The 14,044-nt window shown below is 56.3% G+C and carries 14 protein-coding genes; 11 read left to right on the forward strand and 3 right to left on the reverse strand.

From position 1 onward, the window contains the following. Nucleotides 1-89: 89 nt before the first annotated feature. Together erpA and argC are read right to left on the reverse strand one after the other, a co-directional pair. Nucleotides 90-443, reverse strand: a complete 354-nt coding sequence (gene erpA / locus B7L72_RS13865; RefSeq protein WP_026001913.1) for an iron-sulfur cluster insertion protein ErpA — start codon at nucleotides 441-443, stop codon at nucleotides 90-92. Nucleotides 444-655: 212 nt separating this feature from the next. After that, nucleotides 656-1,690, reverse strand: a complete 1,035-nt coding sequence (gene argC, locus B7L72_RS13870) for an N-acetyl-gamma-glutamyl-phosphate reductase (RefSeq protein WP_081195041.1) — start codon at nucleotides 1,688-1,690, stop codon at nucleotides 656-658. Nucleotides 1,691-1,853: 163 nt separating this feature from the next. On the opposite strand from argC, the gene B7L72_RS13875 reads away from it, so the two are divergent. The 11 genes from B7L72_RS13875 (at nucleotide 1,854) to B7L72_RS13925 (ending at nucleotide 11,262) form a co-directional block, all read left to right on the forward strand. Further along, nucleotides 1,854-3,659 carry a chloride channel protein gene (locus B7L72_RS13875; RefSeq protein ID WP_081195043.1) on the forward strand — a complete coding sequence of 602 codons (1,806 nt, stop codon included), beginning with the start codon at nucleotides 1,854-1,856 and terminating at the stop codon, nucleotides 3,657-3,659. A 22-nt stretch (nucleotides 3,660-3,681) separates the two neighbouring features. Continuing rightward, complete coding sequence (gene hemJ, locus B7L72_RS13880) at nucleotides 3,682-4,113, forward strand: protoporphyrinogen oxidase HemJ (protein ID WP_016915595.1); 432 nt, start codon at nucleotides 3,682-3,684, stop codon at nucleotides 4,111-4,113. Then, nucleotides 4,113-4,922: a bifunctional hydroxymethylpyrimidine kinase/phosphomethylpyrimidine kinase gene (gene thiD, locus B7L72_RS13885; protein ID WP_039179064.1), complete on the forward strand. Its 810-nt coding sequence runs from the start codon at nucleotides 4,113-4,115 to the stop codon at nucleotides 4,920-4,922. Before hemJ ends, thiD begins: the two co-directional genes overlap by 1 nt. Nucleotides 4,923-4,959: 37 nt before the next feature. Next, nucleotides 4,960-6,240, forward strand: coding sequence for a glutamate-1-semialdehyde 2,1-aminomutase (gene hemL, locus B7L72_RS13890; protein WP_039179067.1), 1,281 nt, complete (start codon nucleotides 4,960-4,962; stop codon nucleotides 6,238-6,240). A gap of 86 nt (nucleotides 6,241-6,326) precedes the next feature. After that, nucleotides 6,327-6,623, forward strand: a complete 297-nt coding sequence (locus B7L72_RS13895) for a hypothetical protein (RefSeq protein ID WP_254893823.1) — start codon at nucleotides 6,327-6,329, stop codon at nucleotides 6,621-6,623. A gap of 236 nt (nucleotides 6,624-6,859) precedes the next feature. Continuing rightward, the gene (gene rdgB, locus B7L72_RS13900) at nucleotides 6,860-7,468 is read left to right on the forward strand and encodes an RdgB/HAM1 family non-canonical purine NTP pyrophosphatase (RefSeq protein WP_081195045.1); all 609 of its coding nucleotides are present in this window, start codon (nucleotides 6,860-6,862) and stop codon (nucleotides 7,466-7,468) included. Next, nucleotides 7,461-8,630, forward strand: coding sequence for a radical SAM family heme chaperone HemW (hemW, locus tag B7L72_RS13905; protein WP_081195047.1), 1,170 nt, complete (start codon nucleotides 7,461-7,463; stop codon nucleotides 8,628-8,630). The genes rdgB and hemW overlap by 8 nt, the downstream gene beginning before the upstream one ends. 45 nt (nucleotides 8,631-8,675) lie before the next feature. Then, a complete protein-coding gene (locus B7L72_RS13910; protein ID WP_016915601.1) occupies nucleotides 8,676-9,347 on the forward strand; it encodes an OmpA family protein in 672 nt (223 codons plus the stop codon). 76 nt (nucleotides 9,348-9,423) lie between these two features. Beyond that, nucleotides 9,424-10,269, forward strand: coding sequence for a 23S rRNA (adenine(2030)-N(6))-methyltransferase RlmJ (locus B7L72_RS13915; protein WP_081195049.1), 846 nt, complete (start codon nucleotides 9,424-9,426; stop codon nucleotides 10,267-10,269). Between the two features lie 361 nt (nucleotides 10,270-10,630). Then, the gene (locus B7L72_RS13920) at nucleotides 10,631-10,924 is read left to right on the forward strand and encodes a type II toxin-antitoxin system RelE/ParE family toxin (RefSeq protein ID WP_081195051.1); all 294 of its coding nucleotides are present in this window, start codon (nucleotides 10,631-10,633) and stop codon (nucleotides 10,922-10,924) included. Nucleotides 10,925-10,938: 14 nt separating this feature from the next. Beyond that, nucleotides 10,939-11,262, forward strand: coding sequence for a HigA family addiction module antitoxin (locus tag B7L72_RS13925; protein ID WP_081195053.1), 324 nt, complete (start codon nucleotides 10,939-10,941; stop codon nucleotides 11,260-11,262). Nucleotides 11,263-11,305: 43 nt separating this feature from the next. On the opposite strand, the gene B7L72_RS13930 is transcribed toward B7L72_RS13925, so the two are convergent. Then, on the reverse strand, nucleotides 11,306-13,528 hold the full coding sequence (locus B7L72_RS13930; protein WP_254893824.1) for a TOTE conflict system archaeo-eukaryotic primase domain-containing protein: 2,223 nt from the start codon (nucleotides 13,526-13,528) through the stop codon (nucleotides 11,306-11,308). Nucleotides 13,529-14,044: the final 516 nt, after the last annotated feature.

Consider the following 14,044-nt stretch of genomic DNA (forward strand, 5'->3'; position numbering starts at 1 on the left):
CCGGTCGATGAACCGTTATTGACCTTTTTACCTTGGCGAGAAACCGCCAAGGCGTCAAGTCATGGGGAAGTCGTTGCGACCAACGCTGGTCATACCATGAACGAGGCACCACAGCCGCAGGTGGTGGTGGCATTGGGGTTTTGCACGCGAAAACGCGCCCCTGCCAGGCCCTCTTCGTAGTCCACGGTAGAGCCGACCAGGTATTGGTAGGAGAGGGGGTCTACCACCAGCGTGGCATCTCCAAATTCGATCAGGGTGTCGTCCTCTGCCACGTTGTCGGCAAAGTCAAAACCATACTGAAAGCCGGAACAGCCACCACCGGTGACATAGACACGCAGCTTGAGGGCTGGATTGTGCTCTTCGGCCATGAGTGCCTTGATGCGCTGGCGCGCACTGTCGGACAGCATTAAAGGGGTTGGAACAAAAGCTTCTGCACCGCTCATGGGTACCTCCCGCGAGCTTTAGGAACGAATAGATGGCATGGGGGGATTATGGGTAATTCCCAGCAAAATGGTCAACTATTGCGTTGGTATATCAAGCAGAGGGCAACTCGCCGAGGAGGCGCTGTGAATCCTTCCATGGAAGCTACATTTGCCTTCCTTGGCAAATGACCTCCTCTCTGAGCTGCCCTCTGCATGCTGGTTTTGTGAGGTGTTTAAGGCATCAGAGCGGGGGCGTTGAGGCCCATCTGCTCATCGAAGCCAAACATCAGGTTCAGGTTCTGGATGGCCTGTCCGGAGGCGCCCTTGACCAGGTTGTCGATGACGGAAAGTACCACCACCGTATTGCCGTTGCCCGGACGATGCACGGCGATGCGGCAGGTATTGTTGCCTTTTACGCTGCGGGTTTCCGGGTGGCTGCCGGCGGGCATGACGTCCACGAACGGCTCATTGGCAAAGCGTTTTTCGAACAGCGCCTGCAAGTCGTCTGGCTCGGTGCTGAGGGTGCTGTAGAGCGTGGCGTGGATACCGCGGATCATAGGCGTCAGGTGGGGGACGAAGGTCAATCCCACGGTGTCTGGCTGCATGTCGCCCAGGCCCTGACAAATTTCCGGTAGATGGCGATGGCCGCCTGCACCGTAGGCTTTCATGGATTCGCTGGCTTCGGCCAGCAGCGAGGCGACCTTGGCACCCCGCCCAGCGCCAGTGACCCCGGACTTGCAGTCGGCAATCAGCTGATTCGGGTCGATCAGGCCCGCTTCCAGCAGCGGCAGGTAACCTAGCTGAACGGCGGTGGGGTAGCAGCCGGGTACCGCGATCAGACGCGCGGTCTTGATCTTTTCACGATGCATTTCCGGCAGGCCGTAGACCGCCTCTTTCAACAGTTCAGGGGCGCCGTGGGGCTGGTCGTACCAGCGGCTCCACTCGTCGGCATCGCGCAGGCGAAAGTCGGCCGACAGGTCGATGACGCGGGTTCCGTTGGCCAATAGCTCGCCTGCCAGCGAATGGGCCACGCCATGGGGGGTGGCAAAAAAGACGGCGTCCATGGCCCCCAGGGCCTTGGCATCGGGCTCACTGAAGGTCAGGGTATCGTAGTGGCCTCGCAGGTTGGGGTACATGTCACAGACCTTGACGCCTGCTTCCGAGCGCGACGTTATCGCTTGAACATTTACCTCGGGGTGCTGGGCCAGCAGCCTCAGAAGTTCAACACCGGTGTAGCCAGTGCCGCCTACAATGCCAACGTTTATCACAGATCACTCCTTGCGCCTTCTGCACAGTCCTGGCAGCGGTAATTAGCAGCCTGGCAAGTTTTGCGAGGCTGTTGATGTGTCTCCAGCTATGATACACAAGAGAGCAGGCGCAGAAGAGCACTGCGTGTCGTAGACCTACTCTACCCACCCAAGGACGAGCGTTGTGGCAGGTTTTTCGCGGTCAGATTTCACCTTAGAGGGTTTTCGTCGCCAGCTGGCCAATGTGGATGCCTTGCCGCAACTGTGTGTGCTGGGGCTGGTGTCCGGTGTCATGACCGGGGCCGTCATGGTGGGGTTCAGGCTGCTGCTGGAGGCTGGCGCTGCGCTGTACATGCCGAACGGTAACCCGGAAGGCTTCGAAGCACTGCCCCCGTGGGTCAGAGCGCTGCTGCCCCTGCTGGCCGTGAGCGTCATCGGTGTGCTGCTGTATCGTCAGAAGGCCACCGCACGCAAGCTGGGCGTCGGCCATGTCATCGAGCGCCTGACCTACCATCAGGGGCGTTTTCCGCTGCGTAACTGGCTCAACCAGTGGTGGGTCGGGGTGGTATCGGTGTTGGGCGGTCTCTCTGCTGGCCGTGAAGGACCGGCGATTCATCTGGGGGCGGCGGCTTCCAGTGGCCTGGGGATGCGGCTGCGACTGCCTCACAACAGCCTGCGTGTGCTGGTGGCCTGTGGAACGGCGGCAGGTATTTCTGCCTCTTTCAATACGCCCATCGCGGGGGTCATCTTTGCCATGGAAGTGGTCATGATGGAGTACACCCTGATGAGCTTCATGCCCGTGATTCTGGCATCTACCATGGGTGCGCTGGTGGCCCAGCTGGCGTATGGCAACGAGCCAGCCTTCCGCATCCCTGAAGTAGCACTTGGCTCGCTGATGAACCTGCCCTGGATAGTAGTGACGGGGCTGGTGATTGGCCTGATGGCTGGCGTATTCATTCATCTGGCACGCCATGCCTTCCTGCAAGGGCTGCCGTTATGGCTGAGGCTGGGCAGCGTTGGAGTGGCCACGGGAGTACTGGCGTGGTGGTTTCCTGAAATACAGGGCATTGGCTACGATAGCCTGGCCGCGGCGCTGAATAACCAACTGACCGTTAGCGTATTGCTGGCGCTGATGATCGGCAAACTGCTGATCACGGCCCTGACCGTGGCGGGCGGGGTGCCGATCGGTATCATCGGCCCCGTGCTGGTGTCGGGCGCAGCCACCGGCGCACTGGCAGGCATGCTGGGTGGCTGGCTATGGCCCGACAAGGCGGCAGATCCCGGGATTTATGCCATGCTGGGGATGGCCGCCATGATGGGCGCTGTGCTGCAGGCTCCGCTGGCGGCCTTGATGGCACTGCTGGAGTTGACCCACACCCCCCACATGATGTTGCCTGGCATGCTGGCGGTGGTGGTGGCTTGCCTGACCTCGCGACAGTTGACGGGCTGTGAAGGGTTTTTCGTCAGTTCGGTGCGGTATGGCATGCACCCCTTGCAGCAGCCGTTGATGCAGGCACTTTCCAGAGTGTCGGTGCCGGCGGTCATGGAGCGCTCTCTGGTGCGTACCGAGCGCATGATCACCCTCGAGCAGGCCCGCCAGCGGCTGGAGACCAACCCTACCTGGCTGGTGATCGAACGATCCAGCGACGACAAGCCGGTATTGGGCTTGAAAGCGGCAGAGCTGGCCCGTTGGTTGCTGGAGCATGACGAAGCCTTGAAAGAGGGAGCCGCGCAAGAGGAGGAGTTGATCGACCTGCTGGAAATTCCCGGGCAGCGGCTGGAAATGGCCCCCATCGGTTTGCAGGCCACCCTGTCGGAAGCCTTCCTCAAGCTGCAGGACAATACGCTGGATGCGCTCTACGTGATTCATGGCTACCGGCCAAAGCAGCAGCGAATTTCAGGTATCATTACTCGCGGCGCCATCGAGCGCTATTACCACTATACCGATACACGTCATTCTGACCCCCGTGACCCCACTGTTTCGCAATGAGCGCACCTATTAAGGAGAGACCATGTACGAGTGGATAAAGGCCATTCACCTGATGGCCGTTGTGACCTGGTTTGCTGCACTGTTCTATCTGCCACGGCTATACGTGTACCACGCGATGGCGCGCGACAAGGGGGATGTCCAGGCCATCGACTACTTCAAGACCATGGAGCGCAAGCTTTATCGCGGCATCATGACGCCCTCCATGATCGTCGTGCTGCTGTTTGGCGGCTGGCTGCTTTACCTGGTACCTGCCTGGTTCACTCAGGGCTGGATGCACGTGAAGCTGACGCTGGTGGTATTGCTGGTGGCCTATCACCACGTATGTCTGATCTATTTGAAGCAGTTGGCCCAGGATCGCTGCACCAAGAGCCACGTGTTCTTCCGCTGGTTCAATGAGGCCCCTGTCGTGGCCCTGATCGCCATCATTCTTCTGGCGGTAGTGAAACCCTTTTGATGCGCCAACCACTTCCTCCCGTTGTACTGGTATTGGCAGGTCATGACCCTACCGGCGGCGCTGGACTGGTCGCCGATAGCGAAGCCATCGCCGCGTGTGGTGGCTGGGCGGTGACCATTCCCACCGCCCTGACCGTGCAGAACTGCCATAATGTCACCACGGTATTGCCAGCCGATGCAGCTGCCATGCGGCAAATGGCAGAAGCGCTGGTCGACATGCAGATTGCCGCCATCAAGCTGGGCTTGCTGGCGGACGAAGCGACCTTGCGTGCGGCCGAGCAGATCGTGCGGCGTTTTCCGGGTGTACCAGTGGTGGCAGACCCCGTCTTGAAAGCGGGCGGCGGCACTGAGTTATCCACACCCCGTTTGCAGAAGCTTTATAGTGACCGTCTGCTTCCCCTTGTGGATATCCTGACGCCCAACCGTCATGAACTGATCGCGCTCACGCCTGAGATCGACGCACCGTTCGATGATACGGCCCGCGCTGTTTCGTTGTTATCGCGCGGGTGCCAGGCGGTGCTGGTCACCGCCACGGATGAGCCTCTGCCCGGCAGCGGGCAGCAGGTGGTCAACACACTGCATTCGCCCGATACCACTCGCCAGTGGCAGTGGCCCAGGCTGCCGGAAGTGTTTCACGGGTCCGGATGTACGCTGGCTTCCGCCCTGGCCGCTCGTTTGGCGGTAGGTGAGCGCTTACCTACGGCTTGCGAACAGGCACAGCACTTTACCTGGGAGAGTTTGTCACACGGCTATCAGCCGCCCAGCGGGCAGTGTTTGCCTCAACGTCTACCACGCCCTGCACGCTTTTGATTTTTATTGTCCGTCAGCTATTGCTATAGAGGATGCCATGACCACATCTGCAGAATTATTTGATCTGGCCAGTCGCCATATTCCCGGTGGCGTGAACTCGCCGGTGCGCGCCTTCAAAGGCTTGCATCGTCCCCCGGTGTTCATGGAGCGCGCCCAAGGGGCCTACCTGTTCGACGTCGAGGGCAATCGTTACATCGACTATATCGGTTCCTGGGGGCCGATGATTACCGGTCATGCCGACCAGGACGTGCTCGCCGCCGTACGGGCCCGGCTGGATAATGGGCTCTCCTTTGGCACGCCTACGGCAGTAGAGACCACCATGGCGGACCTGATCTGCGAGATGATTCCGTCCATGGAGATGGTCCGCATGACCAGTTCCGGTACCGAGGCGACCATGTCGGCCATCCGGCTGGCGCGGGGCACCACGGGAAGAGACAAGATCGTCAAGTTCGAAGGCAACTACCATGGCCACTCTGATTCGTTGCTGGTCAAGGCGGGCTCTGGCGCGCTGACCCACGGTGAGCCCAGCTCGCCCGGTGTGCCTGCCGCGCTTGCCGAGCACACCATCACGCTCTCTTATAATGACCCGGAAGGCGTGGAAGCGTGCTTTGCCGAGATCGGCGAGCAGATTGCCTGCATCATCGTCGAGCCGGTGGCGGGCAACATGAACTGTATCCCACCCCAGCCTGGTTTCCTGGAAACCCTGCGCCGTGTGTGCGACCAGTACGGTAGTTTGCTGATTTTCGACGAGGTGATGACCGGCTTCCGTGTGGCCCTGGGCGGGGCCCAGGCCTATTACGGCATCACGCCTGACCTCACCTGCCTGGGCAAGATCGTGGGCGGGGGCATGCCGGTCGGGGCGTTCGGCGGCAAGCGTGACATCATGCAGAACATCTCGCCGCTTGGCCCGGTGTATCAGGCAGGCACCTTGTCGGGTAACCCGCTGGCCATGGCCGCAGGCGTCGCGCTGCTCACCAAGCTGCAGGTGCCGGGTTTCCATGATGCTCTTACCCAGCGTGTGCAAACCCTGTGTAACGGCCTGCAGGAGCGTGCCAACGCCGCGCGGGTACCCATGTTGACCCAGTCGGCGGGGGGAATGTTCGGCGTTTTCTTCACCTCGCAATCGCGGGTCGATAATTTCGCTCAGGCCACGGCGTGCAACCCGGATGCTTTCCGCCGCTTCTTTGGTGCGATGCTAGACCATGGCGTCTATCTTGCACCGTCTGCCTACGAAGCGGGCTTCATGTCCAGCGCCCATACCCCAGAAGATATCCAGCTCACGCTGGATGCCGCCGAAAAAGCCTTTGCCGTTATGTAACGATAAGTAACTATCGAGCCAAGCGCCTGCTACACTACAAGAGCCGCTCTCGTCGAGCGGCTCTTGTGGTTACCGAGGTAGCTAACATGAAACGATCATCGGCTTGGCACGCTTCACGTCTAAACGGCACGCTATTCACCGCCGAGTGGCGCATTACCCAGGACGGCGACACCGTCGAACACCCTGAAACCCGTGGCACGGTTCCAGCAGAATTTACCTTCGAAGGCGATACGTTGGAAGGCACCGTCAAGGGCAGCAACCGCTCCCGCTCCTCGACCCAAGGCAAGGGCGGTACGCTGACGATGTACACCAAGCCTTGGGTCTTTTGCTGGGACATGGGGAAAGCCTCATTCAAAGGAGAGCGTCAGCAGGTGACCTTATGATTGTTGTCTATAAGATGCTTTTCGTAAAGAATTGTTACTAAAATAATGAGTAAAGTAATTTGAATATTTTTATGCTGTTTTGATATTTCTGAATAAGTGTTTGATTTTTATATATAAAATAGCCAGTTTTATGGTCATTGCGTTGTGATGATTAAAATTCTGATAGTTACATTTCGTGTGCTTTAGCTGCGTTTCCGATAAGCGTAAACTGATGCTCCCTGTTTGGAGGTTTCGATATGTCGACGGGTACGACGCTTGTCCTGGCCAGTGGAAACGCAGGAAAACTTAAAGAGTTCAATCAGTTGCTTGCCCCGCTTGGGCTCGATGTCAGGGCGCAGGCAGAGTTTGGTGTGCACGATGTAGAAGAAACCGGGCTGACCTTTGTAGAGAACGCGCTGTTAAAAGCCCGTGAAGCCAGCCGGGTGAGCGGGTTACCTGCCTTGGCAGACGACTCGGGACTGGAAGTAGATGCACTGCAAGGAGCCCCGGGTATCTATTCGGCGCGCTATGCAGGTGAGCCCAAGAGTGACGAACGCAACAATCAGAAACTACTGGCGGCGCTTGCCGACTGTGCGGAAGGCCAGCGCAGTGGCCGCTACTGGTGTGTGTTGGTCTATTTGCGCCACGCTGAAGATCCCGTCCCCGTCATCGTACAGCGCAGCTGGGAAGGCGAAATTCTGGCGCATCCCCGCGGGGATGGTGGGTTTGGTTACGATCCGCTGTTCTGGTTACCGGATCAAGGCATGAGCGTGGCAGAGCTTGCGGCAGAGTCCAAGAACCGATTGAGCCACCGCGGGCGCGCGTTGCATGACCTCGTGGATATCTTGAAGGTGGCGCATGGCTGAGGCACTGCCGCCCCTGTCGCTGTACATCCACACCCCCTGGTGTGTCCGCAAGTGCCCTTATTGCGATTTCAACTCTCACGAGCCGGGTGCCCAGACACTCCCTGAAGAGGCGTACCTGGCTGCGCTATTGGCTGATCTGGAGCATGATCTTCCTTTGGCCGCCGAACGCCCGCTGCAAACGATCTTCATTGGTGGCGGCACTCCGAGTCTGCTGTCGCCGGACTTCTACCAGCGGCTGTTTCAGGGCATTCAGCAGCGTTTGGCGTTTGCACCATCGATCGAGATCACCCTGGAAGCCAACCCAGGCACGACAGAGCAGCAGCGTTTCGTCGGTTACCGTGAGGCGGGTATCAACCGGCTATCACTGGGCGTGCAAAGTTTCAGGCCCGCTCAACTGCAAGCGCTTGGGCGTATCCACAGCGGGCAAGAGGCATTGACGGCCGTGGGGCAGGCCAGGTCGGCGGGCTTCGAGAATATCAACATTGACTTGATGCATGGGCTTCCCCAGCAAACGCCCGAACAGGCCATGGAAGACATCGACCAGGCCTTGGCACTGTCGCCAGAGCATCTCTCCTGGTACCAGCTGACCCTGGAACCCAATACGGCTTTTTTTTCACACCCACCTCCGTTACCTGAAGAGGAAGCGCTGTGGGACATTCAGGAGGCGGGGCATGAGCGCCTTGAACAGGCAGGGCTACAGCGTTATGAAATATCGGCCTATGCGCGCCCCGACTTACAAAGCCAGCACAACCTGAATTATTGGCGTTTTGGCGATTATCTGGGCATTGGGGCGGGTGCCCACGGCAAGCTGACGCATATCGATAGGAATGGCCAATGGCAGATCGAACGCCGTTGGAAAACCCGCCAACCTCAGTCTTATTTGAGGCGTTTCAACGATCCACGTGGTTTTGTGGCAGGCCAGCAGTTGATCGATGCTGATGAGCTGCCGCTGGAATTTGCCATGAATGCGCTGCGGTTGACGGAAGGAGTAAGCCTGCAGGCGTGGCAAGCGAATACGGGGCAGCCTGTGGAACGGTTACTCGACCGTTTACAAAGTGCTCACAAAAAAGGACTTTTGGTGGAAATGCCTGAAAAGCTGCGTGCTTCTCCTCAAGGTCTATTATTCTTGAACGAATTGCTGGCACTGATCAGCGATGAGTGAACAGTGATCACAAGGGCAGAACCTAATCGTAAAAAGGAGTAAGTGATGCGTATGTTCCGACTACTGACCCCGTTGGCGGCGGCTATTCTGGTGGCGGGCTGTGCCACCACCGACCCTTATGGCGGCCAAACACAACGCTCCAGCACTGCCGTAGGCACGGGCGTGGGGGCTGCCATTGGTGCCGCCGCCGGTGCCTTGTCTGGTGATGGAAGCACCAGCCGTCGTGATCGGGCCTTGATCGGCGCAGCTGTTGGCGCCGCTGCCGGTGCTGGGGTGGGGGCCTACATGGACCGCCAAGAGCAGCAGCTGCGTGAAAACCTGCAGGGATCACGTATCGAGATCGACCGTCGTGGCGATGACATCGTGCTGAACATGCCCAGCAGCGTCACCTTCGGTTTCGACTCTGCTGAGCTGACCAGCGACGCACGCAGTGCACTCAATGAAGTGGCCAATGTGTTGACCCAGTACACGGATACCCGCGTCAATATTGCTGGCCACACCGACAGCACGGGTAACGCGGATTATAACCAGCGGCTTTCCGAGCGCCGTGCCGAATCGGTAGGGCGTTACCTGAGCCAGAATGGCGTTTCCTCCATGCGTCTGAACACCTTGGGCTACGGTGCTACCCGGCCCGTTGCCAGCAACGATTCCGAGCAGGGGCGGGCGCAAAACCGTCGTGTAGAAATCACGCTGACCCCGACAGGCAACGGTCAATAAGCCGTAAAAACCCTGTATTGCTCTAGAACGCCCGCTATGCTCCCATAGCGGGCGTTCTGTTTATATAGGCATCCTCATGCTGTCATACCAACACGCCTACCATGCCGGTAACTTCGCCGATGTTCAGAAGCATCTGACGCTCTATGCCGTCATTGACCATCTGTTACGTAAAAAATCAGCAATTACATATGTAGATACCCATGCGGGCAGAGGCTTCTATCCACTGGCTACCGAAGAGACACAGCGGCTGCTGGAGTACCGTGAGGGCGTTTTACCGCTTTGGCAACATCGCCAGCAGTTGGACGATCCGCTTCTCAGTGCCTGGCTCGAGGCCGTGGTCACTGCTCAGCCAGATGCCAATACGCTCTCCTGCTATCCGGGTTCCCCTTGGTGGGTCGCACAACGCCTGCGCTCGGAGGATCGGCTGACCCTGTTCGAATTGCACCCCGGTGAGCACGAACATCTCGCCAGCCAGTCGCTGCCCAAGCGGGCGACGCGTATCTTCGGCGATGGACTGGCCGGCCTGCGCCACCAGGTACCGGCATCGACCCCCAGGGTGTGTGTGTTGATGGATCCCAGCTACGAGCGCAAGGTCGAGTATCACGAAGTGGTGGAGAGCACGACCTACGTGCTCGAGAAAGCCAGGCATGCCGTGGTGATGATCTGGTATCCGTTATTACCTGCCGAACACCATCAAGCGCTGCTGGCAGGCCTGCGTGACAGCGGAATTCGCAAGATCTGGCAAAGCGAACTGCTGCTGCGCGCCCCTGAAGCGGGTGCCCGCGGCATGTATGGAAGCGGCATGCTGGTCATCAACCCCCCCTGGGGGCTGGATGAGCGTCTGACCAATGCCATGGCTCAGGTAACGCCAAAGCTAAGCATTCACAGCCGCTTCCGATCGTCCTGGTTGGTCCCGGAGTAAAGGTGGAGTAGGCGACACTACTTGCCGATGCAGAATGTATAAAATAATTTAAAAACATAAGTTTATGAAACTCGTGGAGCACTATTGGAGTGCTGAAATTTGCGAAAAAAGTGTAAATATTGGCAAATTTCCTCTGCGTCGGCTCCTGACGACCCATTTTAAACTGGGATAAGTGGGAAACTGGGAGCCTTGTATACGCTTTTATCTCTATGAAATCAGCGCCTTGAAGTTGCTCGATAGTCCCTTTCTGTCAGACAAAATTATAGTAACATCGTTTTCTAAGCGGATCCGCTCTCATTTTGAACGGACTTGACGCACAACGTTGTTGTGCATAGAATGAGTAAAAAGTGATCAGGTAACTATGGCGGTTGAATTCAGGGATATATGGCTAGAAGCTTTCTACGACGAAGACCAAAGCCACAAGAAAATACCCAGTACTATTGAAGGCACTCTATTCAGAAAAATTCAGATTCTGGATGCCGCAACGCAGGAGTCAGACTTGAGGATTCCACCGGGTAACCGTTTTGAACATCTGCAAGGAAACCTGTCTGGATGGTGTTCTATTCGGGTTAACAAGCAGTATCGCCTGATTTTTCGCTGGGTAGATGGCACCGCCCAAGATACATATCTAGACCCGCATGTTTACAAGGGCTAGAGGAGGTTATGGTAATGAGGAATACAAAACGTCGGCCAGTGACTGTTGGCGAAATGCTCGTCACCGAGTTTCTGGAGCCGATGAACATCGAAATTAGTGAACTTGCCGAAGCAATGGGTGTGCACAGAAATACACTCAGTCGGATTGCGCATGACAAAGGCACGCTGACAGCACCCATGGCAATCAAACTCGCAGCGGCTTTGGGGAATACGCCGGAGTTCTGGCTGAATATTCAGCACGCCGTTGAGTTATGGGATGTTCGTCATCGTGCCTATGAACAAGAAGCTAAGAACGTGAGACGCGTAAAGCCCCACGAGTTACCTCTGAAGCAGGCCTGAAGCACATTTCGTTTCAGCCATGTTTCTCCTTTCTTTGGAAAGTTTACAGTAGCCGTGTTTGCGGCTCGGATTGGGCAAACTGGTATCCCATCGCCTTGTAACCTTTCTCGCGCTTTCGGAACATGCGTTCAAGCATTGGCAGGCTGTTGTCCAGGTAGTCGTAGACAGTAACTTCCTGCTTACCGTCGGCATCCCGGTGAATCCTGCCAGCATACTGCGACAGTGTTCCTTTCCAGGCGATGGGCAGAGCCAGAAACAAAGTGTCCAGCCGAGGCAAGTCAAAACCTTCACCAATGTATTTCCCGGTTGCAACAATAACTTGAGCTTCGTGCAACTGCGATTCGGCAGCCCGGCGTTCCTTGACGCGCATCCCGCCGCGCAAAACAACCGACGATATAGACTCAGCTTCCAACAATGTTGCCAGCGTCTCAGCATGCTCTCTTCGTTCGGTCAGCAAAAGACAGTTGGCCTCGTTTTGAACGCAGCGTACGACATCCCGAACTATATCCTGATTCCGGGCAGTGCTATGGGAGAGCCAACGGTAGACGGATGCTATGTGTGGTCGTTCACCGTTATTCTGAAAGATGTCCGTCGGTGGCGTTTCATGACGTTCTCGAACGATGACACGCTGGACAAACTTAGACCCATGTTCAGCCCTGACTTTGTGACGAACGGGTCCTGCGACCATAAACATGATTTTTTGGTGGCCATCCTGACGGTCAGGCGTTGCGGTGAGGCCTACAACATATCGGGCGCTGACTTCGTTAAGCAGCATTTCATAACGGGGAGCTGAAATGTGATGGCATTCATCGATGATGACCTGCCCGTATTCCCGGACTTTACTTGAAACCGTATTATCTTTCTTGTTGATCAGGCTTTGATAGGTAGCAACGTCGATCTGACCAGTAGGTTTCTTTTTGCCACCGCCAATCACACCTACGGAGGCACCCTCAATAAAGGTCTCCAGGCGCTCCTTCCATTGATCCAGTAACTGACGACTGTGAGTGAGGATCAGCGTGTTTACCTGCCGCTTGGCGACAATGCCAATAGCGGTTACGGTTTTGCCGAAAGCGGTCGGAGCATGAAGTATTCCGGTATCGTGATCGGCAAGCGCCGTCACAGCCTTTTTCTGATCACGACGCAGCGTTGCTTTCAGGCTGACTTCCGGCAGCAACTGGCCGGGCATTCTGCGGTCATCGATTTCTACCGTTATTCCCTGTTCGCGCAACAATGCCTGAAGACCATCGAAACAGCCTCTCGGTACCGAGATATAACCTTGCTCAATCCGGGCACAGGATATGTAACGAGGGATGCCATGAGTTGAAAATCGAAGTGCCTGGGTTTTGAAAAACACTGGATTGGCAAAGCTCGCCATGCGCTTTATTCGTGCCGCCAGTGTCCCTGGTATGTCTGACAACTTCATATAAATGTGATTGGCCAGGGTAAGCGTGATGCTCTCGGGACATCCTGAAATTATCCCTGTATCGACCGGTAAAGCTTGTTCCCACGGCAACGCAATGTCTGCTATCGCGTCGGAATCAAGCTCATGTCCAACCATATCTCGAAGCTGAGCCAGCGAAACGGTCTTTTGCTGACTAAGTAGCGCCCATTGATCCGGATACGGGGTTAGCTTATCGTCGACGAATACAGTACATCCACGACTTCGCGCCTCATGCTGAAGCGGAAGGGCAATCAAATTGCCAAATCCACCATCGGGCATCGTATCCTGGTTGGGGAATAGCCGGTCATAAGAATCGAAGGACAGGCCCGGGTGACGTTCCATGGCTTTGTCCAGCAGCTTGAACCCCAAAGCCCTCGCGGACCAGGCTGGAACGGCGTCCGAAAAGAAGACCCATAGGTGGGCACCCGCACCGGACCGGGAGATCTCTACAAGATAAGGGACACATTCATCACGACAAGCCTGGGCCAACGCACGAACATCTGCTCTCCAGTCCTCCTTATCAAAATCTACAGCCAGCAGATAACAGGAACTGTCCGGCAACAATGGGTATAACCCTGCTACATGCTTGCCGGACAGGTGGTCATACACTGCACTGAAATCCAGAGGCTTGAACTTTTTGTGAGGGCACTCGCCGCACTTGATCCGGGGTTTCTGACAGATGCCCTGTACCCACTCATTTGCACAGGCGACAGCATAACCGGAACGTCCATTCGAGCTACTTTCCCAGCGAACCGCATAGACATCCTGTCGGCCGCGAAAGAGCCCCCGGAATAACTCAGCTTTTTGATTGGGAGTCAATTGCATTGATGTGGGTGATTGTGCAGCTCGCTGAAGCTCGTTCCTCCGGGAAAGTAAGGCTACTTTTTCCTTCTCAAGCTCAGATAACCTCAATGCAATGGCCGCAAGCTCTTCTTCTACTTGGATAAATGCCTCCCAACGCTAAATCAGTCAACCACAATAATCTTTCTTTGAATATTTGACTGATCCTATCAGATATAGATTCCTAATCAGTAAAACAAATGACCGCGTTTTCTTACCAGTAAACAGCCGGAGTCAATAAGAATGGCCCCGCGACCTTGGTTCCGGGTCATCCAGAATAGCACCTGCCACCGCCGTCAGAGTAATTGCGACGACGCTGTCCATAGGTAACCTCTGCTGATCAAAAGTGCCATTTTCTTTTATAGCCAAAGATATGCCTGCCCCGCCAATTTTTCGCTACGTCCGAATTTAAACTTTGTTCTGTTAGTACAAGCTATTGATTTATAAATATTATTTTTGGTTTTCCTCTTACATATTCTCAACCTCATGAGAATATTTAAT

This window comes from Halomonas sp. BC1 (genome assembly GCF_002078135.1).
Classification (GTDB): Bacteria; Pseudomonadota; Gammaproteobacteria; order Pseudomonadales; family Halomonadaceae; genus Vreelandella; species Vreelandella stevensii.